Below are 23,299 nucleotides of genomic sequence, written 5' to 3' on the forward strand. Positions count from 1 at the left end.
CCAATTGGAGTTCGACTCATGTCTACCTTGCGCCTGTTCGCCCTGGCACTGCTGCTGAGTGGCTGCGCCGCCCCCTACGATTACGCCGAAGGCACCGACTTCCAACGCTTCTCCAGCGTCGCACTGGCGCCGGACGGCGATGTTGACTCGCTCGATGGTGCCCGCATTGGCGCCGCGGCCAGGGCCATGCTGCCGGCACGCGGCCTGCGCCTGAGCACGCCGGATCAGGCCTCGCTATGGCTGCATTATCGGTTGCGGCAGGAAACCAGGCTGCTGACGACCATGCCACGCATGCTCTCCCGCCATGGGAGCTTATGGGATGATGAGGAGCGGGTTTATGGCGCCGTGCGCCAGCAAAGACTGGAGCTGTGGCTGACGGAGCCACACAACGGCAAGGTACTGTGGCGCAGCAAATACCCCAAGGCCTTTCCCGCCGAGAACATCAATGGCGCCGAGCGCAGCCGACGCATAGAACAACAGGTCGCGGAGCTGCTTAGCAACTATCCGCCCCGGCCGTGAGGTGTGAGGCCTTTTAGATCCAGGCTCCAGAGGCAACACAGTCGCCTCCCACGACACGCCATAAACCATCCCTGGGGGCTCGGAAATGCCGTCCATGGCATTTAACGGTCGTGGGAGCCGATCTCTGTTGCCTCTCCTTAAGCACCAAGTTGTCTGCAGGGCGCTCCCACAGGCGACGCCACAGCATTGGTGAGGATGAAGGGTTCTGCTCCAGCGACCATCACATGACAGGAATGTCATGTGATGGTCGCCACATGGAAGTACTCGCAGCGGGTCGGTGGAGCAGACTCTTTGTCCAGAGTTGAGGTGACGATAAACCAAGGGCACAAAAGGGTCTGCTCACTCACCAAAGCACTGTAACTGCATCTCCTGCAATCGGCTGAGGGTACGGCGAAAGGAAAAAACCAGCGCCCCCTCGGTATATAGCTCGCTCAGCGGTACCGCGGCTTCAATATAGAGCGGAATGCCGCGGTCGTAGCATTCGTCGACCAGGGCGATGAAACGGCGCACACCGTCATCCTGACGGGACAGCACCGGCAACTGACGATCCCCCGCCGCCACCTGCCTGATGCCGTCCTCGGTGCCACGGGCGATGGCGGTTTGCTGCCCGGTGCCGGTGAGTCTGGGTATATCGCCCAGCAGAATATGGTGAAAACGGTCACATAGCTCGATGAAGTCCGGCGCCGCCAGCGGCTGTTCGCACAGGTCGTGATAACGACACCAGAGCACCCCGTCCGAGTGCCGTATCACCTTTATCTGCCGATGGCCGAGCAATAATGGCGCCGGACTTCCCTCCTCCGGCGTCAGCGTCGCGAATACCGCCGCCAGCGCATCGGGCTGGTTTATCCAGTAGCGCTGTTGTTGTAACCCCGGATGCAGCCGGTGATCCTCGCTGCCGTCCACACTCACCAGTTGCATATGACGATTCATGGCCGCCACCGCCGGCAGAAAATGCTCTCGATTAAAGCCTTCTGCATAGAGGCCATCGGGCGGCTGATTCGAGGTAGTGACCAGCACCAGTTCCTGCTCGAACAGCTGTTGCAGCAAGCGGCCCAGCAGCATGGCATCGCCGATGTCGCTGACGAAGAGCTCGTCCAGACACAACACCCGTACCTCTACTGCCAGTTCCCGGGCCAGCACGCTAAGCGGGTCTTCGGTGCCACTGAGCTGAAACAGCCGCCTGTGTACCCAGCGCATGAAGTGATGAAAATGCTGTCGCCTCGCCGGCACCGTCAGACTCTGGTAGAAACGGTCCATCAGCCAGGTCTTGCCCCGTCCCACCGGCCCCCATAAATAGACACCGTCGATCTCTGACTCGCCCGCCTGCAACTGCCGGTAGCAAGACTCCAGGTGCTCTGCGGCCCTGTACTGGGCCGCATCGTCTTTAAAACCGGATTCAATGGCCTGCCGATAGGCGGCATAGGGAGACAAGACTGACATCACATCCTCTATCTGCACAGGATCGACAGAACAGGCCCTATTAAGCCAGATTCTGCACCAAACTGACAATCTCGGCCGGCGGTATGGATAAATCGAGTATGAGCAGACCTCAGGCGTCTAGTTTTAGTTGAGGAAATAACTGACACAATGTCTCTAATGACTTCTCATCTCGCAGCCACTTGTAAGTAGCACGAATATCCAGATGAAGAGAGTGCTTTTCTTGATAGAAGGCAACTCTTTCTCTTAGTTGCCGCCAGGCTAATCCGGTACCGAGACCAAATGAAGGGTCTTCGATAAAATCAAAAGCCTGGGCCGCCAGCAGATACTCGATAGCCAAAATGTAGAATGCATTGTCCAGCGCCTTGTCGAGCTTCAAGGCACTACTTTCACCCAAGCTCAAGTGGTCTTCTTGTAATCCGGAGGTCAAATAGTTATCTGTCACCGCCGGTTGCGCTAGACGTTTATTGTCGGCCACCAGCGATGCGGCAGAGTATTGGGCAATCATCATGCCGGATTTGACGCCGCTGCCATGAGTCAGGAATGGCGGCAACTTGTTGGCCTGAGGCGTCACCAGGCGGTAGCTGCGGCGCTCGGAAATCGAGCCCCATTCGCAAACGGCAATCGCGAGTAGGTCGCAGGCCATAGCCACCGATTCACCATGCGGGTTGGCCTGTGAGATGACGTGATAACTGTCACCATCCTTGATAACCAATGGGTTGTCGGTAGCCGAATTAAGTTCAGCTACTGCCTGACGGGCGGCATGATCGAACTGATCGCGGCAGGCGCCATGCACCTGAGGCATGGATCTCAGACTGAGTGCGTCCTGCAGGTGCTCTCCCTGGCTGCGGGCCAGAACCTCGCTGCCTTGCAGCAGCTGACGCAGATTTTATCCACTTTGCTGCACGCCGCTGTGCGTCTTGCGCTGGGTCACGAATGGCGACAGTGCGTCGAGCTGACCCCGCAAGGCCTCGAAGCTCATGGCACCGATAATATCGGCCCAACTGGCCAGTAGGGCCGCATCGGCGAGCGTCAGACAAGCCATACCGGTCATGGCCGGTGTGCCGTTAACCAGACAGAGTCCACCCTTGGGTCCCAGTGCCACCGGTTCCATACCAACGGCCGCCAGCGCTTGGCTGGCTGGCACCTGCTGGCCTTGGTATTCCACCTCTCCTTCTCCCAGCAGGGCCAGACCGATATGTGCCATGTGGCTCAGGTAACCGACCGAGCCCTGAGCAGGCACTCGGGGCACAATGTCCTCGTTGATCAGGCGTATCAAGCCCTCCACCACCGTCGGGCTGACTCCGGAACAACCATCACTGTAGTTGACGATAGCAGCGCAAATAATAGCCCGTACCTGCTCGCGCCTTAGTGGCTCACCTATGCCGCAGGAGTGGCTCATCAGGGTATGCCAGGAGAGCTTCTGCAATTGACTGCGATCGAGCACAACATGGCACAGGGCGCCCAGGCCGGTATTAATGCCGTAGTAAGGCCGACCGGAATCGGCAAACGCCTCAACCGCGTGGCGGGCTGAGGTAACCCGCTCCCAGGCGCTGGTAGACAGGGAGAGCGGAGCACCCATGCGCGCGACCCGCACTACATCCTGCCATTCAAGTTGCTGTTTTCCGATAATAACCGGAGTTTGTTGATTATTCATGCACACCTCCTGGCAGCAGGTTCGCTTCTGACTGCTCACTACTGTTACTTTCATTTTTTGTGATAAATACCCTGATACAGGACGCAAGAATCAGTACGAACAGAAACAACACAGTGAAACCACCGGCCGCGGCAAGATACTTGATACCATCAAGCCCCTGGGCGCCGCCGCCGAAGGCCGCCATGATGTAGGCGATCACGCTTATCGACAGGCCCCAGATGACTTTTTGGATTTTGGGCGATTCTTCGTCTGCACTGATATTTTTGGTACAGATAGTCGCTATGGTCGACGACATGGAGTCGGCGGCAGTGGAAAAGGAGATGATCAACGTAACAATCGCCAGTGGAACCAGCACAGCGGAAAAGGGCAGGTGCTGCAGGAAGCCCCAAAGGCCAGCGACAGCCCCATTGTCGGAAATAACTTTAACGAGGTCCAGGGTACCATCCAACTGCCACTTGATGGCCGCTCCTCCCCAGATGGCAAACCAGACAATGCCGAACACAGAAGGTAGAACCCAATTGACTATTAGAAACTCACGTAAGGTACGCCCGTAAGAAATACGCGCCAGGAACAAGCCCATCAGGGGCGCATAAGCAATCCAGATAGACCAGTCAAACAGAGTCCACCAGGTAACCAAGGCTTCACCACCGGACTCCTTAGTATCGAATGCCCACAGGAAGAAATTATCCAGCCAGTAGCCCAAGCCTGTAACCGACAAGCTGAAGATGTAACTTATTGGTCCAACCAGAAGAAGTATGACCACAAACGAATAAAAGATATAAGCATTGAGCGATGACAGGTACTTGATGCCTCGCTTCAATCCGGACAACGCCGAGGTAATAAAAATAGCTGAAATGATCAGCGTAAGCACCAGCCAGGTGGTAGGGCTCGATGCAATGCCGTATTCGGCTTCTATTCCCGAACTGATCAGGGCAAGGCCTGAACCCAGCGAGGAAGCAAGACCCAGAGCAATAGCTAGAACCGAAATAATATCGATAAAGGAACGCACTACTGGGTTTTGGGCCTTGTTACCGAGAACCGGGGATATAGTTGACGCAATGGAGAACTCTTTTTTGCGGTTGTAATGCATATAGCCGATCATCAGACCGACGACGGAATAGATGGCATAGGGAATGAAACTCCAGTTATGGAAGCTTCTGGCAATCGCAAACACTGCGGCTTCTGCAGTGTTTGCATCAAACGACTGGTTACTGATCTCCCCATAGATATTGCCCATGTAAATGATGGGCTCATTCACCGAATAGGTAACGACACCTGTTGCTATCCCCCCGGTTAACGCCATGGCAAAGTTAGATGCCATCGAGAACCTAGGTTTGGCATTGGCTCCACCTAGACGAATGTTGCCGGCCTTGGAGAAGGAAATATACCCCACGACTCCTAGTGCCGATACCGACAGCAGCTGATAGAGCCATCCAAAATCAGACAGCGAGAAGTAGAATATATCCTTGGCTACTTTTACCAACAAGTCATTATTAATAATCCCCATAGCCACCGCGATCAGCACAATTACGAAAGCCGGGATGAACACTCCTATATTCAGACTTTTTTTTCCGTTCATAGACATGGCATCTTCCTTGTATATATAGACATGGCATATTCCTTTTAAATACTGTATCTAGGGGCGCTTTCAATTATGCCAACCAAATAACTGCCGATACAGACTCAACATCGACTGGTAGCTTTTCGCCAGTCGTTCATATCTCGTCACTATCCGACGTAATTGCTTCAATGATAAGTTCGTTTCCTTTCTTTCCCTCTATATCTGGGCAAGAAAATGCTCCAGCTGTTCCGATATTTACACCATCTCTGCGGTCAGAATGTAGAGATATCCCATAGAGAAACTTGCTGCCTGTACATAGCTTATGACCAAACACTCAGTGAATGTTCGTGCTGTAAAACTCCGGTGGCTTTAGCCTGTGGTGCCGGCGAGAATCCAACGTATCCAAGGTGCTTAACTAATATCAATCAGGCTAGTCGGCCGTAAAAGGTCATCCGTGCCGTTTCCGACAGAGCCACATTAGGCTGGGTATTATAAGCCAGCACCACCAGCATGCGGGTAATATCCCCTTCAGTCGGAGTCACTCGGTGAATGGCATTACGGCCCCGAAACAGAACTAGGGCGCCCGGCTCCATGCTCAACTGCTTGACCTTGACCTCGCCCTTGAGCACCCGTTCCACCCCCTCGTAATTCATCTCGCCTCGATCTGCATCTCGCATGTTTTCCACATACTCGAAGACACCGCCGTCAACGGGCTTTTGGATCAATAGAGTGGTAGCGAAAGAAGAATTGTCGAAGTGCCAACCCAGCTCCTGCCCTTCATCGGCGTAATGAAGGGTGATGGAGGACAACGGGTCGGCAAACTCATAGAGCTGCTCTTCGTCCAGCACATAACTCATGAAATCGCGGAAGCGCTCGGCGTTATATAGGATACGCAAAGGGGAATCTTCGCCGATAACATCATCGGTAATACAGCCCTTGGAGGAGGTCACCTTCTGGTTATGTGCATGATCTTCCCCGAAGGCAGGGTCAGACTCCGACAGGTAGACGTTGTGCTGGTTGGTGGTGTAATAAGCCAGGTGCTGCTTTTCCAGCCCATCCTGCCTCACTTGCTCCACGGCTTTGGGCGTCATGAAACTCGGCAACACCAGAGCACCCGTACGGGCCAGGGTGTTGCGACATTCGGCGCGAAAGTCCGGATCATCGATGGGGTAAGCGGATAAGTCGAGAATGGTGTTCAGTGTGCTCATAACGTCTTGCTCCGGTCAGTTGAAATAACAAATGGGGGTTACGCCTACACTTTATAAAACCCCGGTGACCGGTGATATCAATATAAATTTAACACCACTGCATCAAATCATTAACCCTCTTGATGTCTGGAAAATCTTGACCCCTCCAGTCCGAATCCGCATGATCAAGCCATCGGCCGATGGCCCCGGATCAAAAAAACAAGGGATGTAACATGGAACTGGCCCGTCACCACCGTCTCCCAAAATTAAGTAACATGCTGGCATTTGAAACTGCCGCCAAAACCGGCAGCCAAACCAGTGCCGCCGACATCTTGTGTATCACGCCGGCAGCAGTCAGCCAGCAAATCCGTCAGTTGGAAGAGCATCTAGGAGTCAAACTGTTCGTTCGTTCCAAAACCGGCGTCGAATTGACCGAGCCGGGGATCTGCTACCTCGGCTTCATCCAAGAAGCCTTCGAAAACCTACGTCTAGCCCAGCAGAGAATGGCCCAGTATCAGGGTGACCACAGCCTCACGCTCACCGCACTCTCCGCCCCGGCATCCCGCTGGTTAATGCCTCGTATCTATCAATGGATGGACCAGCACCCGGAAATCGAGCTTCGTATTCAGGCCACTCACAGCCTGACCGACTTCAATACCAACCCTACCGATTTCTATCTGTCGTTCGGGGACGAGCACTATCCTTTACAGGAAAAAATAGAACTGTTTCGCGATTCGGTTATCCCCGTTTGCAGTCCGGATTTGCTCCAGGCTCCGCTACCCTTGGGCAATATGGAACAGCTGCTCGATTACCCTATGATTCATGTGGACTGGGGCCCTGACGGACGCTTTCTTCCTGACTGGAATGAATGGTTTTTGGCGGCTGGCATCATCTCAAGGCCACCCAACCCGGGACCATCCTTCAATCTCTCGGCCATGGCAATAGATGCCGCAATTGACGGCCGAGGAGTACTGTTGGGACAACGTTCGCTGATCCGTGAAGAATTGCAACAGGGCAAATTGGTAGCACTGTCGTCGCTGGCACTGCCGCTCACCAAGTCCTATTTTCTGATTTATCCCGAACGGGTAATGAACAAACCCAAAGCGCAGGAATTGCAGGCATGGCTACGACAACTGGCCGAATATGAACGTGATTGAGTGTCGAATACGGTGAAAGCGCTGGGATAATCCCTCGCTACGCTTCAAGTAAATCGGCTTCAGAACAGCAGCCCTCAGGGGGGGAGAGACAAGTCTGACAGAAATGGCAAGAATGCTGGAACGGCAGGAGCATTTTCCAGAGAAGGCATTACACGGTCGTGGGTGTTGGTCGCTGTTGCCGCTTCCTGAACACCCAGTTGCCCGCTGACAATACCAAACAGGTATTCCGTCGCATTAACAAAACAGCCTGCCCGACGGAGCCGGGCAGGCTGTTAACCCAAGGGGATATTCAATCAGGCCAGCGCTTTAACCAGCTCCAGCACATCCAGTTCGATACCATCCAGCTCGGCATCCCAGTTGGGACCGATGCGTACGCCGTCTTCGGACATGTCTTCTACCCAGACTTCGAGAAATTCGGCCAGGGTGATTTCGAAGGGTTCATACTCGGCCCATTCGTCAACACACTGTGCTTTTGCTTCACTCTCGGTAGACCATACCGGCATGACTTCGGTATCTTCAAACTCGGACGAGTCACAAACGACCCACTCATCGCCGAAACGCAGCCCCCACATCACCCGGTTGGCTGTGACTTCATCGAGAAAACGCTGGTAATTTTGCTGGTGGCTATCGCTCATGTTGTTCACCTTTGGGCTGATAACGGGGAAGATACCCCAGATGGGGCGATACTGAACCAAATCCCCCCTAGACTCAATCAAAAACAATACTAATACAGCGCAGCAGCAGGGCCAAAGGTCCACACTTACCATAGGAGGTGGAGTATGAAATTACCTGCCAAAAACCGGGTCGCCAGCCTGGATGTAGATGCCCAATATACCTTTACGCCGGTCTGCCCGGACGAACTGCCGGTGCCCGGCGGCGATACCATTGCCGGCGAACTCAACCAGCAGGCAACCTTGGCCGCCTGGCGCCTTGGCTCCAAGGATGCCCACTCGCCTCAGGCTCTGTGGGTCAGCAGCGATCAGCACCCGCCGCTAAGCCCCATAGCGGGGGCCAATATGGACATTCGCTGGCCCCGCCATGCGGTGCCCGGCACCCGTGGCTTCGAGCTGCTGGACGGCCTGCCCCGCCCGGCCGACTATGATTTTTTCGTGTGGAAAGGGGTGGAGCCAGACATGCATCCCTATGGCGCCTGTTATCACGATCTGGCCGAAAACATGAGTACCGGCATGATTGAATATCTACGCGATCGAGAAGTCAGCACGGTGCTGGTCGGCGGCCTGGCCACCGATTACTGCGTGCGCCATACCGTGCTGCAGCTGCTGGATGCCGGTTTCAGCGTGGTGGTGAACCGCTCCGCCATCCGAGGTGTGGCGGATGAGTCCAGTCGTCATGCCATTGCCGAGATGCTCCAGCACGGCGCTCATTTCGTGCATGACAGCGCCCAGCTGGAGCAGGCCGATGACTGAACCCCTAATCCGCTCTCTGCTCGACACCGATCTGTACAAATTCACCATGATGCAGACGGTATTGCATCAGTACCCGGCCGCCGAGGTCGAATACCGCTTTCGCAGCCGCAATCCGCAGCTGGACTTCGCCGACTGTGTCGAAGACATCGAAGCCGAAATCGAACAGCTGTGCCAGCTGCGCCTGACCGAAGACGAGCTGACCTATCTGGCCCGGCTCGAATACATCAAGCCCGATTTCATTCACTTTTTGCGGCTGTTCCGGCTGGATCGGCGCTTTATTCACCTGAGTTGCCACCAGGGTGAGCTGGAGCTGAACATCAAGGGGCCCTGGCTGCACACCATACTGTTTGAGGTGCCGCTGATGGCGATCATCAGCGAAGTCTACTGTCGGCGTCATCACCCCTCCCCCGACTGGCAACAGGCACGAGCGCGGCTGCAGGACAAAATCAGCCTGGTACAGGACAGCGTGGAGAATGAAGACTTCCGCTTTTCCGACTTCGGTACCCGCCGCCGCTATTCCCGCGTCTGGCAGCAAGAAGTGGTGGCCGAGCTGGCACGGCAGCTACCGGTACAATTTGCCGGCACCAGCAACCTGGATCTGGCCCGGCGGCTGGGGCTCAAGCCGGTCGGCACCCTTGCCCATGAATTCATGCAGGCCTTTCAGGCCCTGGGGCCGCGGCTTATCGACAGCCAGAAGATGGCGCTGGAAGCCTGGGTACACGAATACCGGGGCCAGCTCGGCATAGCCCTGACCGATGTAGTCGGCATGGACGCCTTTCTGCGTGACTTCGATCTCTACTTCGCCAAGCTGTTCGACGGCCTGCGCCAGGACTCCGGCGACCCGGTGGAGTGGACCGAAAAAGCCCTGGCCCACTACCGCCACATGAACATAGATCCCCGCAGCAAGACCTTGGTCTACAGCGATGGCCTCACCATGCGCAGCGCCCTGGATCTGTACCAGCGCTTTCGTCATCAGTGTCGTCCGGCCTTCGGTATCGGTACTCACCTGACCAACGACATCATGAGTCATTCGCCCATCAACATAGTGCTCAAGATGACCAGCTGTAATGGCCAGGCGGTGGCCAAGCTATCGGACAGCCCGGGCAAGGCCATGTGTGAAGATCCCGGCTACCTGGCTTATCTGGCGCAGGTGTTCGATGTTGATCTGGTCACGGTCAAATAGTCGCATGCTGTAAAACTGTCTCCTGCTCACAAGTCCGAGCCTGAGTGTTCAGCTAAAGCCGACACCTCGGCCAGAGGGCCCGTTCCGCCGACTCGCTGCTGGAAATGTCACTCACCATTTCAGGGATGGCATTTACTGAATGTCACAAGGATTTGCTTGCAACGTGTCGGAGTAGGCAACTCGGCTGCCTCTTTATCCCATGCGTTGATTTGTGACCCGCCACCAAAGTGTAAACCTATAGTTACAACAACTGTAAACCCGGCTTGGGCACTTTCCTTCTCAATCGCCTGCCGTCTCTCTACATTAGAGACTGAGATTGATTGAGAGGTGGGAACGCCCGATGAACGCGACCCAGTATGTGGCCCGAAAACCGGACACTAATGGTGTTATCCATTACAGCGATGAAGAAAATGCCATCTGGCATACCCTGATCGAGCGCCAGTTGGCGTGCGTAAAAGGCCGGGCCTGCGACGAATACGTGGCAGGCCTGGCACGTCTGGCGCTACCTCATGACCGCATTCCGCAGTTGGATGACATCAACCGGGTGCTGGAGCCTGCCACCGGCTGGCAGGTCAACAGGGTGCCGGCGCTGATTTCGTTCGACCGCTTCTTCGAACTGCTGGCCAACCGGCGTTTTCCGGTGGCCACCTTTATCCGCAGTCGGGAAGAGCTCGATTACCTGCAGGAGCCAGACATCTTTCACGAGCTGTTCGGCCACTGTGCCCTGCTCACCAACCCGGCCTTCGCCCGCTTCACCCATACCTACGGCCAGCTTGGCCGCGACGCCAGCCCCCAAGACCGGGGTTTTCTGGCGCGCTTGTACTGGTTTACCGTGGAATTCGGCCTGCTCAACACCCCGAGCGGGCACCGTATCTACGGCGGCGGCATCTTGTCTTCGCCGGGCGAAACCCGTCATGTGTTCGAGTCGGACCTGCCCGAATTTCGCCCCTTCAATATACTGGACGTGCTGCGCACCCCCTATCGCATCGATATCATGCAGCCCGTCTATTATGTACTCGACTCCATCGACGATCTCTTTGCCATCGCCGAGATGGACATCATGGCCGAGGTGCAGAAAGCCCGCGGCCTGGGGCTGTTTGCCCCCACCTTTCCAGCCAGACAAGACGCCAGTTAAAGGAGTAAACATGACCGAACTTGCCCAACAACACTGCGAGGCCTGCCGGGCCGATGCCCCCAGAGTCAGCGACGACGAGCTGGCCGCGCTGATGAAAAACCTGCCGGACTGGACGCCACGGGCCCGGGACGGAGTACTGCAGCTGGAGCGGGAATTCAAATTCAAGAACTTCAAGCTGGCCTGGGCCTTTGCCGACAATGTAGCCGAGCTGGCGGAAAGCGAATTTCACCACCCCACCATCACCCTGGAGTGGGGCAAGGTCACCGTTACCTGGTGGACTCACGCCATCGGCGGCCTGCACCGCAACGATTTCATCATGGCGGCCAGAACCGATATGCTGCTGCCGGAGTAAGGTCTGATTTATTCGGCCTGCAGCGAAGACCCTGAACACAGTGCCGACGGAACCATGCGCATAAAACGACAACGCCCGGCTGCAGGCCGGGCGTTGTCGTCAGGAAAAAGCCGCTGTCAGCTGGCGGTCAGGGTGCGACCGTCGGCGGCGAAGATCACCAGAGTACCATCGGCATGCAGCTCGATACGCCGACTCTGACCCAGAATATCCAGCATGGTGCGCTCACGCTCCATCTGCTTCGGTGTACACAACATCATGGTAGTGGCCAGCTCGGCGGTATCAAGCTTATCACCTTGCAACTGATAGCTACCGTTGAAGCCGTTACAGAAGGCTCGCCCGTGAAGCCGGCCGTCATCGCTAAAATTCAGGCTGCCCTCGGCCGCCGCAGGTATGTCCACGCCGTTGAGGTTACGCACCTGCCATGCGCTGCCAGCCAGCTGCGCGTCAACCTGGCCCTCATCCTCGCTCACCTGCTGCAGTACCAGTCTGCCCAGCTCGGTCATGCCCGCTTCGGTGGTAATGCCTGTCGGCGCACTACGCCAGCTCACCTGGCCGTTTTCCATGATAACGGCGCTCAGGCTGTAGGCCCCGCTGGTCATGTCTTCGGTGTTCGCCGCCAGATTAAAGGATATTGGCAACTGACGGCCATCGAGATCGATACGCTGCTCGGCAATAACGGCACCGTCTGCCACCGAGGTATCACGCACCGTCACCACAGCCATGCTGTTCGTCGCCAGCGCGATACGGGACAGATAAGACAGCGATCCGGTCAGTCGATGCTGCTGGCTCACGTCATGCTGTGCGACACAGCCGCTCAGGGCGGCCACCGCCGCCACGGCAGCCAGAGCGAAAGAAGTCTGTCGATTCATCAAAACGCCTCATTCAAAAAGGAAACATCGTCCCTGAGCAAAGGGGTGCATCCGATTGCGACCCGAAAGTTAGAGTAAAAACGTGAATACTGTAACGACTTTAGACAGCAGATTCGCCTTTTATCACCCAGAGCACCACCTAACCCATGTGAAACCGCCTGATCGCGACATGATATGACTTTGAACACCTCCACACGGCGCGTGGTAACGAGAGCCTTGCAGCCGGCTGATAGATAGAAAGGATAAAGGGATCTGCTCCGGCGACCATGATATTCCAAGGCCGAAAAATGCTCCTGCCATTTCGGCATTCCCGCCATCCCTGGCGGTCAGATGGCATATCTGAGCTCACATGGGGCGAGCTTGTCTCGCCGTGACGAGCTGTTTCAGCCTGACCGAACATCCAGTGAATGTTCGCAGCTGGCTGAAACTGTGAGTGTCATTTACTTTGGCGCGTCGGCGGAGCCGACCCTTTTTTCCTTTTTGTTAATAACCAATGGCAACGATCGTCTTCACACGCCCAGCTTGTCTCGCAGGCTGTAGTAGGCGGCCCCCATGGCGCTGAACGGCACCTGGAAACGACGCCCGCCGAAGAAGGGCAGATGCGGTAGCCTGGCGAAGGCGTCGAACCGCTCGGCCTGGCCCTTGAGCACCTCCGACAGCAATTTTCCCGCCAGATGAGTACAGGTCACCCCGTGGCCGCTGTAGCCCTGCATGTAGTAGACGTTGGGCTCGAGCCGCCCGAACTGCGGCAGGCGCGACAGGGTCAGCAGGAAATTGCCGCTCCAGCGATAATCAATCTTCACGCCCTTCAGCTGGGGGAAGGTTTGCAGCAACTTGGGCACCACCAGCCGCTCTATGTCATCCGGATCCCGGGCGCCGTAGACCACGCCACCGCCGTAGATCAGCCGGCGATCGCCGGTGAGGCGGAAGTAGTCCAGCAGGTAGTTGCAGTCCTCCACGCAGTAATTGTTGGGGATCAGGCGTGACGCCTGCTCTTCGCTCAGGGGCTCTGTGGTGATCACCTGGGTACCACAGGGCATGGCCTTGGCCGCCAGTTTCGGCACCAGATCACCGAGGTAGGCGTTGCCCGCCATCACCACGAAATTGGCTTCTACTCTGCCTTTTTTGGTCACTACCGTCGCCGGATCTCCGTGCTGGATGTCGACGGCCGCCGACTGCTCGAAGATGCGTCCGCCAAGCTTGCGAATAGCTTCGGCCTCGCCCAGCGCCAGGTTGAGCGGATGGATATGACCGCCTCTGTGATCGAGCAACGCGCCCACATAGGCTTGAGTGTCTATTTCTTCGCGCACCTGGCCGGCATCCAGCAACTCCAGATTCTGGTGGCCGTAACGCTCCCAGTCGGCTTTTTGCGCACTCAGCTCTTCCAGCTGACGCTTGTTGAGGGCGGCAAAAATACCGCCGGGGCGGAAGTCACAGTCGATCTTGTACTGCTCGATGCGGCTGCGAATGATGTCGCCGCCCTCGAACATCATGCTGCCCAGCATACGGGCCGTATCCTGCCCGTAACGGGATTCGATCACCCCGATGTCCCGGCTGTAGGAGTTGACGATTTGGCCGCCGTTGCGGCCGCTGGCGCCGAAGCCGATGCGGCTGGCTTCCAGCACCACCACGTCGAATCCGGCCTCGACCAGAAACAGGGCGGTAGAGAGCCCGGTGTAGCCGCCGCCGACCACACACACATCGCAGCGGATATCGTCGGTCAGTTGCGGCCAGGGCGCATGCTTGTTGGCCGAAGCGGCGTAATAGCTGTTTACATGTTCCATGTTGTGATTGCTCCCTTAATCCAGCGCCAGCCAGGTAGTCTTGAGTTCGGTGAATTTTTCCAGCGCGTGCAACGACTTGTCACGACCATTACCGCTTTGCTTGACGCCGCCGAAAGGCACCGTCATGTCGCCGTCGTTGTAGTTGTTGATGAATACCGAGCCGACCTTGAGCTTGCCCGCCAGCCGGTGAGCCCGACGCAGATCCGAGGTCCAGACCCCGGCGCCCAGGCCATATTTGCTGTCGTTGGCCAGCCGCACCGCTTCTTCCTCATCGCTGAAGGTCGTGACCGCCAGCACCGGGCCGAAGATTTCTTCCTTCGCTACCGTCATGTGCGGATTAACCTGCTCCAGCACGGTCGGCCCCATGAAGTTGCCGTTCTGACTGCGACCATCCAGGGTCAGCACGGCACCCTGCTCCAGCCCCTCGGTGATGTAACGGCACACGCTGCCATGGTGATCGGCATCGATAAGCGTCCCCATGATCGATTCTGGATCGAGCGGATCCATCGGCTTGAACGCCTCGGCGGCTTTCTTCAGCTCGACCATGAAGGCGTCCTTGATGCTTTCCTCCACCAGCAGCCGGGTGCCGGCGATACACACCTGGCCCTGGTTGTAGAAGATACCGGCGGCGGAAGCCTTCGCCGCCCTGGCCAGGCTCGGGCAGTCGGCAAACACCAGATTGGCGCTCTTGCCGCCGGCTTCGAGCCAGATGCGCTTCATGTTCGATTGACCGGCATACTCCATCAGCAGCCGTCCTACCCCGGTAGAGCCGGTAAAGGTCAGGCAGTCCACGTCCTGATGCAGCGCCAGTGCCTTGCCCGCTTCATGCCCCAGACCGGGCAGCACATTGAGCACACCATCGGGCAGACCGGCTTCCCGGGCCAGGGCACCGAGACGAATGGCGGTCAGCGGAGATTTTTCGGAGGGCTTGAGGATCACCGAGTTACCCGCCGCCAGTGCCGGGCCCAGCTTCCAGCAAGCCAGCAACAGCGGGAAGTTCCAGGGCACTATGGCCGCCACCACGCCGATGGGCTCGCGACTGATCAGCGCCAGCGCGCCGGGGTCGGTAGGAGCGATTTCGCCGTAGACCTTGTCCACCGCCTCGGCATACCAGCGAATGGCGCGGGCGGCGCCGGGAATATCATCACGCAGGCTGTGGCGAATGGGCTTGCCGGTATCCAGGGTTTCCAGCAGCGCCAGCTCTTCCCTGTGCTCGTCCATCAGCTCGGCCAGACGCAGCAACACCGCCTTGCGCCGGCTCGGGCCCGCCTCGGACCAGACGCCGGACTCGAAGCTGAGGCGCGCCACCGCCACGGCGGCGTCCACATCCGCCGTCTGGGCCCGGCTCACCTCTGCCAACGGCTGCTCGGTGGCTGGATTGATGCGGGTAAAGGATTCACCGCCTCTGGCTTCCTGGTATTCGCCGGCAATAAACAACCGGTGCTCTATGGTCAGCTCTTGCGCCTGTGCCTGCCAGTAGGCCTTGTCTCTGGATTCCATCTTGTTCTCCGTATGCGTTACAGGTTGGCCGGGGTGTGGGCGCTGATGATGCGACACTCCCGATCGGAAATATTGGTAAAGGTATGAGGCAGACCGGTGTCAATCACGTAGCTCTGCCCGGCTCGCAGCACATAGCGCTCGCCATCGACCGTCAGCTCGATTTCGCCTTCCAGCACGGTGCCGGTTTCTTCGCCTTTATGTTTGATATGACCGCCGGTGCTGCTGCCGGGGGCGTAGCTTTCTATCAGAAACCCCAGTGCCCGCTTGTCGTTACCGTTATGCACCAGCTTGAACGACACCCCCTGACTGCCGATTTCGATCAGCTCTTCCGGGTTGATCACCACCTTGCGGCGTTTGGCGGGCAGCGGGTCGGCAAAAAATTCCGACAGCGACAGGCCATAGACCCCGAGCAGTTTCTGCAGGGTGCTGACCGCCGGGCTGACCTTGTCCTGCTCTATGGTGCAGATGGCGCTGTGGGTCAGCCCCGCCAGCTCGGCCACCTTGCGCTGGCTCATCCCCTGCAACTGGCGCAAGCGGGCCAAACGCTGCCCCGGGGCCAGGCCAGTCTCGTCGAGTACCTTCATGCCGGTGCCCTTTCCGCCGGGGCCTGACGAGCATGATAATCACGACAGGCTTCGACAAAGCCGTCGAACAGGGCACACGACAGGGGGTTATCCCGGCTCTGCCACTCCGGATGCCACTGCACTCCCAGGGCGAAGGGATGATCGAGCAGGCTGATGGCCTCCACCAGGCCGTCGGGCGCCGTGGCCTCGACCCGGGCACCTTCACCTACCAGGTTCGTGCCCTGCATGTGCAGCGAGTTCACCTGCTGTGCGTCCGGGCCTGCCAGTCGGCTCAAGAGGCCGCCGGCGCTGGGGATGATGTGGTGCGCCGGTCCGTATTGCTGCTCCAGCGGCAACGACTTGTCTTCCCGGTGTTCCTCGAACAGACCGGTCTCGTGCAGCCGACGATGCAGGCGCCCCCCGCTGGCCACCACCATTTCCTGAAAGCCGCGGCAGATACCGAGCAACGGCAACTGCCGCGCCTGCGCTTCTGCAATCAACCGCAGACTGAGCCGATCCCGGCCCGGATCTGTGTGGGGCTCATCACCGCTTTCACCGTAATGATGAGGTTCCATGTTGCTGTAGCTGCCGGTGAGCAGCAGGCCGTCGAGCATGGCCAGCGCCTGCGTCAGACTCTGTTCGTCTTCCAGCAATCCATGGGCCAGCGGAAACGGCAAGGCACCAGCGGCCAGAATGGCATCGAGATATTTTTGCTGCAGCGTCATCGCCGGATGCGGCCCCAGCTGCTGCCGACACATGATGACGCCGATCACAGGATTGTTAAATATATCAACCACAACAAACTCCTCACACATGTTCTAAATTCTGAACAGACACCGCAAATGGGTGGCCTTTCGTCAAATATAAGCCAAAAAGCTAGCACACGTTAATTTATCGCTCAATATTTATTAACACTTGCAAAACAAAATAAACAAATCTATGTTCCTTAATGTTCAATATTTTAAACACCACATGGCGGTATTAACATGCAAGCAGAATCATTAAAGTCCCTGTCTCCGGTGGCGGCTATTATGCCGGAGCATAACGAATCCGTTGCGGCCCCCGCGCCGAGTAAATTTGAACAAGAGGTAGCCGGGTATCTGGCCCGGTATCCGGACACCCAGTACGTAGACGTGCTGCTCACCGATTTGAACGGCATCTTTCGTGGCAAGCGGCTGCCGGTAAGCGCGCTGGACAAGCTGGAGGCGGGCTGCTTCTTTCCCGGATCTGTGTTTGCCATGGACTTTCGCGGCAACGTGGTGGAAGAAACCGGCGTCGGCCAGGATATCGGCGAACCCGATCTGCCCTGCTTCCCCATTGCCGACACCCTGGTGCCCTCGGCCAATGATCCCGACACCGTGGCCCAACTGCTGCTGACCATGGTGACGGAAGATGAGCAGCCCTTCCCGCTCGAGCCCCGCAACGTGCTGGCCCGGGTATGGGAACAGGTCAAGGCGCGTGGTCTGACGCCGGTGGTGGCACTGGAAGTGGAGTTTTATCTGGTGGACAGAGAACGGGACGACACCGGCTGCCTGCAGCCTCCCCGATCTCCCCTGACCCAGAAGCGGGATACCTACAGCCAGGTCTATTCGGTGGACAACCTCAACAACTTCGCCGACATCCTGGCCGAAATAGACGGTCTGGCGGTACAACAGGGGCTGCCTGCCGACGGCGCCGTAGCCGAAGCCGCCCCGGGCCAGTTCGAAATCAATCTCAACCATACCGACGATGTGCTGGCCGCCTGCGATCAGGCTCTGGCACTGAAGCGGCTAATCAAGCTGGTGGCCGAACAGCACGAGATGGACGCCACCTTCATGGCCAAGCCCTACGAAGAACACGCCGGCAGCGGCCTGCACGTGCATATCAGCGTGGTGGATGAAAACGGCATCAACCTCTTTGCCGATGCCGAGGGCGAAGACTCGCCACTGCTGCACAAGGCCTTGTCCGGCATGCTGGATCTGATGTCGGGCAGCATGGCACTACTGGCCCCCAACATGAACTCCTTCCGCCGCTTCCAACCCGGCATGTATGTGCCGACCCAGGCCTCATGGGGTCATAACAACCGAACCGTGGCGCTGCGCATTCCCTGCGGCGACGAGGATGCCCGTCGCATCGAGTACCGGGTAGCCGGCGCCGACGCCAACCCCTATCTGGTGATGGCCACTATTCTTGCCGGCCTGCTGCACGGCCTGGACAAGCAACTGCCGCTGCCGGAGCCTGTCATCGGCAACGGCATGGAACAGATCGGCGTGCCCTTCCCGACCCGCCAGAGCGAGGCATTGCAGGTGCTGGAACAGAGCAAGCCGCTCAAGCGCTATCTGGGCGAGGATTTCATCGAGGTCTATCGCATCTGCAAATACGATGAGTTGCTGGCGTTCGAGCGCCAGATCTCCGATATCGAACTGGAATGGATGCTGAAAAATGCCTGATCCGGCATTGGCACGAATTTTCGGCGCCTGATCCTGCCCGTCAGGAGCGGAATCACGACGCCGGAATATCGAGAGGCGGCCCGAGCCGCCCACTGCAAACAATAGGGACATGACCGACGTGACCGTCGGCCCCTCGATCAAGGAAAATAGCAATGAAAGACAACACTCTGGCACTAGAGCCCACCGAGAAATGGCCACCGCTGTGGCGTGGCCTGGCGGTGGCCCTGCTAGCCGCGCTCGGCTTCGCCTGGCTGGGTTTTACGGTTGATACCAGCGACGGTTACCGCGCCCTCAGCCTGCTGCCGGCGGCACTGGTGATCACCATGGCGGTGCTGACCCGCAAAACGGTAGAATCGCTGCTGGCAGGCAGTCTGCTCGGTCTGCTGCTGATCGACCCCACCAATCTGGTAACACCGCTGGCAGATGTCACCCTGGCGGTCATGATGGACGAAACCATCGCCTGGCTGATCCTGGTGTGCGGCATCATGGGCGGTCTTATCAACCTGCTGGCGCGGGGCGGCGGCGTCTTCAGCTTCGGCAACTTCATGACCCGTATCATCAAATCGCCCAAAGGCGCCATGCTCGGCACCGTCGGCCTGGGGCTGGTGGTGTTTATCGACGACTACCTCAACTCCCTCGCCGTGTCTTCGTCGATGAAGAAGATCACCGACACCTATAAAATCTCGCGGGAAAAACTGGCTTATATCGTCGACTCTACCGCCGCCCCCATCTGTATTCTGGTGCCGGTGTCCACCTGGGCGGTGTTCTTCGCCTCCTTGCTCGAAGACTCGGGCGCCACCGATGCCGGAAAGGGCATGTCGCTCTATATCGACAGCATTCCCTACATGCTCTACGGCTGGGCCGCCCTGCTGGTGGTCGCGCTGGTGGCGGCCAATCGTCTGCCCGATCTCGGCGCCATGAAAAAAGCCGAAGCCCGAGCCCGGTCCGGTCAACCGGTACCCGATGGCTGGGAAGATCCGCAAGAGCAGGTTCCCAACAAAACCATTCCCGCCTGGCTGGGGCTGCTGAACTTTCTGCTGCCGATGCTGGTGCTGGTGTTCGCCAGCGTCTACTACGAGATTGATCTGCTCAAGGGGGTGCTGGTGGCGCTGGGCTTCACCATGCTGTTGTATTCGGTGCAGCAACTGCTGTCATTCAAGGATCAGGTAGATGCGACGCTGGACGGTTTCAAGGTGATGCTGTATCCGCTGGCTACCGTCTGCGCCGGCTTCGTTCTGAAGGAAGTGAACGACCAGCTGGGCATGACCGGCTACATCATCGATACCGTCACCCCCATTCTCACCCCGGCACTGTTGCCCGCTGTGGTGTTTCTGGTGATGGCGATGGTGGTGTTCAGCACGGCCTCCAGTTGGGGCGTGTTCGTGATTTCACTGCCGATAGTGGTTCCCCTGGCCCAGTCCATGGACGTCCCCATGCCGCTGGTAGTCGGCGCGCTGCTGTCGGCTTCGGCCTTCGGTAGTCACGCCTGCTTCTTCAGCGACTCGACCGTGCTGTCTGCCCAGGGTGCCGGGTGCGACACCATGGATCACGCCCTGACCCAGCTGCCCTACGCCCTGATCGGCGGTGCCATCACCCTGGTCGCCCTGCTGGCAGCAGGCTTCTGGCTGGTGTAATACCCTTTATTACCTGCAAGCACAAAGGCTCCCGAGGGAGCCTTTTTTATATCAGATGCCGAGGGCCAGCTTGATGGCCATGCCTGCCAGCATCACCGCCAGCACACCGGCCAGATACAGGCCGGCAAACCACAGCCAGCCCCTATTATTGTTTGCCATCAGTAACCCTCTTCGAAGTCCTCGACCTTGCCGGAGAAGATGCGGTAGCCCCACAGGGTATAGGCGCAGATCAACGGCAGAAAGATGAAGATGCCCGGCAGCAGAAACTTGAGGCTGGAATCCGGGGCGCTGGCCTGCCACAGGGTCATCTGATGCGGGATCAGATAGGGGAAAAGCCCCACCACCAGGCCGGCAAAGCCGAGGATGAAGAGCCCAACCGCCAGCCAGAAGGGCCGGGTCTCGTGGGGTTCGCCATCCAGATCCCGATACAGCAACCAGCCGAACAGGGCGCTCAGCAACGGCAGCGGCAACAGCAGCAGGAAGTTGATGCCGTCAAACCAGCGCGCCCGTACCTCAAGGTTGGCGTACAAGGTCCAGAGGCTGACGATCACCATGACAACCATGATGGTCAGCACCAGCTTGCGCCCCAGATGGGCGGCGCGGGCCATGATTTTGTCCCGGCTCTTCATCACCAGATAGCAGCAGGCCAACAGGGCGTAGGCCACCATCAGCGCAAAGCCGGTAAACACGCTGAAAGGCGTCAACCAGTCCAGCGCCCCCAGCGGGCCCGCATCCACCCCCTGCACCACGGCGCCGAGTATGGTGCCCTGACAGAAGGTGGCCACCGCCGAGCCGAGAAAGAAGGACTTGTCCCACCAGGGCTTGGAACGGTGCGACTTGAAGCGATATTCAAACGCCACGCCACGAAAAATCAACCCGAGCAGCATGATGATGATGGGGGTATACATGGTCGACAGAATACCCGCATAGGCGGCGGGAAAGGCGGCGAACAGCACTACGCCGCCAAACACCAGCCAGGTTTCGTTGCCGTCCCACACGTGGGAGATGGAGCGCATCATGTGATCGCGCTCGCCTTCGCTCCTGAACCAGGGATAGAGAATGCCGAGGCCGAGGTCGAAACCATCCAGCACCACATACATCAGTACCGCAAAGCCCAGTAACAGGTAATAGAACAGTGCCAGATCCATATCAGTCCTCCACCACTTGGTGTTGCAGTTTCTTCACCCAGGCAAGGGCAAAGCCGGGCGCATTGACGCCAATCATGTGTTGCTCGAGCCGGGCCATGTCCGGCGGGCCCTTGCGGACAAGCTTGGCCATGAAATAGAGATACACACAGAACAGCAGGCTGTAGGTCAACACGAACAGCGTCAGCGAAAACAGGACTCGCTCCGCCGGCAGCGGCGTCACCACCTCAATGGTGCGCACCAGGCCGTGTACCAGCCAGGGCTGGCGGCCCACTTCCGCCACATACCAGCCGGCCAGGGTCGAGATGACACCCGTGGGGATCATCAACGTCATCAGCAGCAGAAAGGGTTTGCTTTCGAAGCGGCCACCACGACGGCGCAACCACAGCCCCCACAAGGCGGCGCCGATCATCAGCATGCCCAGCCCCACCATGACACGGAAGGAATAGAACACCAACGGCACATAGGGCCGTTCGTCGGCGGGCACCGATTTCAGCCCCTGCAGCTCGCCGTCCAGCTCATGGGTCAGGATCAGCGAAGCCAGCTTGGGGATCTTGATTTCGAAGTGGTTGGTCTCATTTTCCATGTCCGGCACCGCAAACAGCAGCAACGGGGCGCCGGCTTCCTTCTCGGGCCAGATGCCTTCCATCGCCGCCACCTTGATCGGCTGATGCTCTTTCACGTTGAGGCCATGAAAATCGCCAACGACCGCCTGCAGCGGCGCCAGCACCAGTGCCGCCCACAACGCCATCGACAAGCCCTTGCGGGCAAATGCCTGCTCCCGGTTCTTGCGCAGGTACCAGGCGCAGACGCCACCGATGACGAAGGTGGCACTGAGCATGGCCGCTAGCAACATGTGTGCCAGCCGATAGGGCATAGAAGGGTTGAAGATCACCTCCATCCAGCTAGCCACCTCGAAGCGACCGTCGATAATCTCGTAGCCTGCCGGTGTCTGCATCCAGGAGTTGGCGGCGATAATCCAGAACGACGAAATCCAGGTACCCACCGCCACCACACAGGTAGCAAAATAGTGCAGTTTTTCACCTACTCGTTGCCAGCCGAACAGCATGACGCCGAGAAAACCGGCCTCCAGGAAGAAGGCGGTCAGCACCTCGTAGGCCAGCAGAGGGCCCAATACCGGACCAACCAGCTCGGAAAAACGGGAGAAGTTAGTGCCAAACTCGTACGACAGCACTATGCCACTGACCACGCCCATGCCGAAGGTAATGGCGAAGGGCTTGATCCAGAACTTGGCCAGCTGGAAGTAAACAGGGTTACGGGTTTTCAGCCACAGGCCTTCCCAGATGGCGATGGCCGTCGCCAGGCCGATGGTGATGGCGGGAAAGATGATGTGAAAGCTGATGGTAAAGGCGAATTGAATCCGCGACAGTATGGCGGCATCGAGTTCCATCTTCTCTCCTTAACGACGTTGAAAGCGGTTAACGGCCGCAGGCAGGGCTGCCAGGATCAGAACAATAAAGATGGCAGAAAATTCCAGTACCAAGGCGGTCATGTTCATAAAATCTATCTCCAAAATGGACTCAATCCGATTGGTTGACCCGAGGGTTGACCTGTTGATTCATAGATAAAGCACAAAGCATGCCATCAATCGGACAAGCTGCAGCCGCCTTGGCCTGGATCAATAAAGTGCCCAAAACTTGCCTCAACTGACAACCAGGTTTACAGTCTTTTCCCACTAAAGTGTCAACGGTGTTTACACGACAGGTTTACACAACCGGGTTTACATGACGGGAAGGCTA

19 protein-coding genes and 1 pseudogene are annotated in these 23,299 nt (G+C 57.8%); 8 read left to right on the top strand and 12 right to left on the bottom strand.

The window, feature by feature from the left end; all coding sequences use genetic code 11:
• Positions 1-18 precede the first annotated feature (18 nt).
• Positions 19-519, top strand: coding sequence for a DUF4136 domain-containing protein (locus ACLEIV_RS09365; RefSeq protein ID WP_410456383.1), 501 nt, complete (start codon positions 19-21; stop codon positions 517-519).
• A gap of 339 nt (positions 520-858) precedes the next feature.
• Here the strand turns inward: ACLEIV_RS09365 and zapE are convergent, their stop codons facing one another.
• From zapE to ACLEIV_RS09385, 4 genes and pseudogenes are all read right to left on the bottom strand, one after another.
• Entirely contained in the window at positions 859-1,959 is a 1,101-nt protein-coding gene (zapE, locus tag ACLEIV_RS09370) for a cell division protein ZapE (protein ID WP_410456384.1), read from the bottom strand.
• Between the two features lie 109 nt (positions 1,960-2,068).
• Positions 2,069-3,667, bottom strand: a pseudogene (locus tag ACLEIV_RS09375) (HAL/PAL/TAL family ammonia-lyase).
• A complete protein-coding gene (locus ACLEIV_RS09380; protein ID WP_410456385.1) occupies positions 3,606-5,198 on the bottom strand; it encodes a BCCT family transporter in 1,593 nt (530 codons plus the stop codon). Before ACLEIV_RS09380 ends, ACLEIV_RS09375 begins: the two are co-directional and overlap by 62 nt.
• A 401-nt stretch (positions 5,199-5,599) precedes the next feature.
• Positions 5,600-6,382: a HalD/BesD family halogenase gene (locus ACLEIV_RS09385; protein ID WP_410456386.1), complete on the bottom strand. Its 783-nt coding sequence runs from the start codon at positions 6,380-6,382 to the stop codon at positions 5,600-5,602.
• 212 nt (positions 6,383-6,594) lie between these two features.
• On the opposite strand from ACLEIV_RS09385, the gene ACLEIV_RS09390 reads away from it, so the two are divergent.
• A complete protein-coding gene (locus ACLEIV_RS09390; protein ID WP_410456387.1) occupies positions 6,595-7,518 on the top strand; it encodes a LysR substrate-binding domain-containing protein in 924 nt (307 codons plus the stop codon).
• 293 nt (positions 7,519-7,811) lie between these two features.
• On the opposite strand, the gene ACLEIV_RS09395 is transcribed toward ACLEIV_RS09390, so the two are convergent.
• A complete protein-coding gene (locus tag ACLEIV_RS09395) occupies positions 7,812-8,153 on the bottom strand; it encodes a DUF2750 domain-containing protein (protein ID WP_410456388.1) in 342 nt (113 codons plus the stop codon).
• Between the two features lie 144 nt (positions 8,154-8,297).
• Between ACLEIV_RS09395 and ACLEIV_RS09400 the strand changes: the two genes are divergently transcribed.
• The 4 genes from ACLEIV_RS09400 (at position 8,298) to ACLEIV_RS09415 (ending at position 11,615) form a co-directional block, all read left to right on the top strand.
• On the top strand, positions 8,298-8,945 hold the full coding sequence (locus ACLEIV_RS09400; RefSeq protein WP_410456389.1) for an isochorismatase family protein: 648 nt from the start codon (positions 8,298-8,300) through the stop codon (positions 8,943-8,945).
• Positions 8,938-10,128 carry a nicotinate phosphoribosyltransferase gene (pncB, locus tag ACLEIV_RS09405; protein WP_410456390.1) on the top strand — a complete coding sequence of 397 codons (1,191 nt, stop codon included), beginning with the start codon at positions 8,938-8,940 and terminating at the stop codon, positions 10,126-10,128. The genes ACLEIV_RS09400 and pncB overlap by 8 nt, the downstream gene beginning before the upstream one ends.
• Before the next feature lie 340 nt (positions 10,129-10,468).
• Positions 10,469-11,263 carry a phenylalanine 4-monooxygenase gene (gene phhA, locus ACLEIV_RS09410; protein WP_410456391.1) on the top strand — a complete coding sequence of 265 codons (795 nt, stop codon included), beginning with the start codon at positions 10,469-10,471 and terminating at the stop codon, positions 11,261-11,263.
• Between the two features lie 10 nt (positions 11,264-11,273).
• Positions 11,274-11,615, top strand: a complete 342-nt coding sequence (locus ACLEIV_RS09415; protein ID WP_410456392.1) for a 4a-hydroxytetrahydrobiopterin dehydratase — start codon at positions 11,274-11,276, stop codon at positions 11,613-11,615.
• Positions 11,616-11,731: 116 nt separating this feature from the next.
• On the opposite strand, the gene ACLEIV_RS09420 is transcribed toward ACLEIV_RS09415, so the two are convergent.
• The 5 genes from ACLEIV_RS09420 to puuD form a co-directional block, all read right to left on the bottom strand.
• Positions 11,732-12,484: an META domain-containing protein gene (locus tag ACLEIV_RS09420; protein ID WP_410456393.1), complete on the bottom strand. Its 753-nt coding sequence runs from the start codon at positions 12,482-12,484 to the stop codon at positions 11,732-11,734.
• Positions 12,485-12,993: 509 nt separating this feature from the next.
• Positions 12,994-14,268 (bottom strand): NAD(P)/FAD-dependent oxidoreductase, encoded by a 1,275-nt coding sequence (locus tag ACLEIV_RS09425; RefSeq protein ID WP_410456394.1) that lies wholly within the window; start codon positions 14,266-14,268, stop codon positions 12,994-12,996.
• A 15-nt stretch (positions 14,269-14,283) separates the two neighbouring features.
• Entirely contained in the window at positions 14,284-15,768 is a 1,485-nt protein-coding gene (gene puuC / locus ACLEIV_RS09430) for an aldehyde dehydrogenase PuuC (protein ID WP_410456395.1), read from the bottom strand.
• Between the two features lie 17 nt (positions 15,769-15,785).
• Positions 15,786-16,352 carry an HTH-type transcriptional regulator PuuR gene (puuR, locus tag ACLEIV_RS09435; protein ID WP_410456396.1) on the bottom strand — a complete coding sequence of 189 codons (567 nt, stop codon included), beginning with the start codon at positions 16,350-16,352 and terminating at the stop codon, positions 15,786-15,788.
• On the bottom strand, positions 16,349-17,128 hold the full coding sequence (puuD, locus tag ACLEIV_RS09440; protein ID WP_410456397.1) for a gamma-glutamyl-gamma-aminobutyrate hydrolase: 780 nt from the start codon (positions 17,126-17,128) through the stop codon (positions 16,349-16,351). The genes puuR and puuD overlap by 4 nt, the downstream gene beginning before the upstream one ends.
• A gap of 189 nt (positions 17,129-17,317) precedes the next feature.
• On the opposite strand from puuD, the gene ACLEIV_RS09445 reads away from it, so the two are divergent.
• Together ACLEIV_RS09445 and ACLEIV_RS09450 are read left to right on the top strand one after the other, a co-directional pair.
• Positions 17,318-18,760, top strand: coding sequence for a glutamine synthetase family protein (locus tag ACLEIV_RS09445; protein ID WP_410456398.1), 1,443 nt, complete (start codon positions 17,318-17,320; stop codon positions 18,758-18,760).
• A gap of 152 nt (positions 18,761-18,912) precedes the next feature.
• Positions 18,913-20,394 carry a Na+/H+ antiporter NhaC family protein gene (locus tag ACLEIV_RS09450; RefSeq protein ID WP_410456399.1) on the top strand — a complete coding sequence of 494 codons (1,482 nt, stop codon included), beginning with the start codon at positions 18,913-18,915 and terminating at the stop codon, positions 20,392-20,394.
• Positions 20,395-20,552: 158 nt separating this feature from the next.
• Here the strand turns inward: ACLEIV_RS09450 and cydB are convergent, their stop codons facing one another.
• Together cydB and ACLEIV_RS09460 are read right to left on the bottom strand one after the other, a co-directional pair.
• Positions 20,553-21,542 (bottom strand): cytochrome d ubiquinol oxidase subunit II, encoded by a 990-nt coding sequence (cydB, locus tag ACLEIV_RS09455; RefSeq protein ID WP_410456400.1) that lies wholly within the window; start codon positions 21,540-21,542, stop codon positions 20,553-20,555.
• A 1-nt stretch (position 21,543) separates the two neighbouring features.
• Positions 21,544-22,950 (bottom strand): cytochrome ubiquinol oxidase subunit I, encoded by a 1,407-nt coding sequence (locus ACLEIV_RS09460; protein WP_410456401.1) that lies wholly within the window; start codon positions 22,948-22,950, stop codon positions 21,544-21,546.
• Positions 22,951-23,299: the final 349 nt, after the last annotated feature.

Source organism: Oceanisphaera submarina, from assembly GCF_046521305.1.
In the GTDB taxonomy this organism is placed as follows: domain Bacteria; phylum Pseudomonadota; class Gammaproteobacteria; order Enterobacterales; family Aeromonadaceae; genus Oceanimonas; species Oceanimonas submarina.

Bases quoted from the DNA above. Each gene is read 5' to 3' on its own strand.
- ACLEIV_RS09415 (WP_410456392.1), top strand. From the start codon at position 11,274: ATGACCGAACTTGCCCAACAACACTGCGAGGCCTGCCGGGCCGATGCC.
- ACLEIV_RS09395 (WP_410456388.1), bottom strand. From the start codon at position 8,153: ATGAGCGATAGCCACCAGCAAAATTACCAGCGTTTTCTCGATGAAGTC.
- ACLEIV_RS09385 (WP_410456386.1), bottom strand. From the start codon at position 6,382: ATGAGCACACTGAACACCATTCTCGACTTATCCGCTTACCCCATCGAT.
- ACLEIV_RS09380 (WP_410456385.1), bottom strand. From the start codon at position 5,198: ATGTCTATGAACGGAAAAAAAAGTCTGAATATAGGAGTGTTCATCCCG.
- ACLEIV_RS09460 (WP_410456401.1), bottom strand. From the start codon at position 22,950: ATGGAACTCGATGCCGCCATACTGTCGCGGATTCAATTCGCCTTTACC.
- puuC (WP_410456395.1), bottom strand. From the start codon at position 15,768: ATGGAATCCAGAGACAAGGCCTACTGGCAGGCACAGGCGCAAGAGCTG.
- ACLEIV_RS09365 (WP_410456383.1), top strand. From the start codon at position 19: ATGTCTACCTTGCGCCTGTTCGCCCTGGCACTGCTGCTGAGTGGCTGC.
- zapE (WP_410456384.1), bottom strand. From the start codon at position 1,959: ATGTCAGTCTTGTCTCCCTATGCCGCCTATCGGCAGGCCATTGAATCC.
- pncB (WP_410456390.1), top strand. From the start codon at position 8,938: ATGACTGAACCCCTAATCCGCTCTCTGCTCGACACCGATCTGTACAAA.
- ACLEIV_RS09425 (WP_410456394.1), bottom strand. From the start codon at position 14,268: ATGGAACATGTAAACAGCTATTACGCCGCTTCGGCCAACAAGCATGCG.
- ACLEIV_RS09390 (WP_410456387.1), top strand. From the start codon at position 6,595: ATGGAACTGGCCCGTCACCACCGTCTCCCAAAATTAAGTAACATGCTG.
- ACLEIV_RS09445 (WP_410456398.1), top strand. From the start codon at position 17,318: ATGCAAGCAGAATCATTAAAGTCCCTGTCTCCGGTGGCGGCTATTATG.
- cydB (WP_410456400.1), bottom strand. From the start codon at position 21,542: ATGGATCTGGCACTGTTCTATTACCTGTTACTGGGCTTTGCGGTACTG.
- ACLEIV_RS09400 (WP_410456389.1), top strand. From the start codon at position 8,298: ATGAAATTACCTGCCAAAAACCGGGTCGCCAGCCTGGATGTAGATGCC.
- ACLEIV_RS09420 (WP_410456393.1), bottom strand. From the start codon at position 12,484: ATGAATCGACAGACTTCTTTCGCTCTGGCTGCCGTGGCGGCGGTGGCC.
- ACLEIV_RS09450 (WP_410456399.1), top strand. From the start codon at position 18,913: ATGAAAGACAACACTCTGGCACTAGAGCCCACCGAGAAATGGCCACCG.
- phhA (WP_410456391.1), top strand. From the start codon at position 10,469: ATGAACGCGACCCAGTATGTGGCCCGAAAACCGGACACTAATGGTGTT.
- puuR (WP_410456396.1), bottom strand. From the start codon at position 16,352: ATGAAGGTACTCGACGAGACTGGCCTGGCCCCGGGGCAGCGTTTGGCC.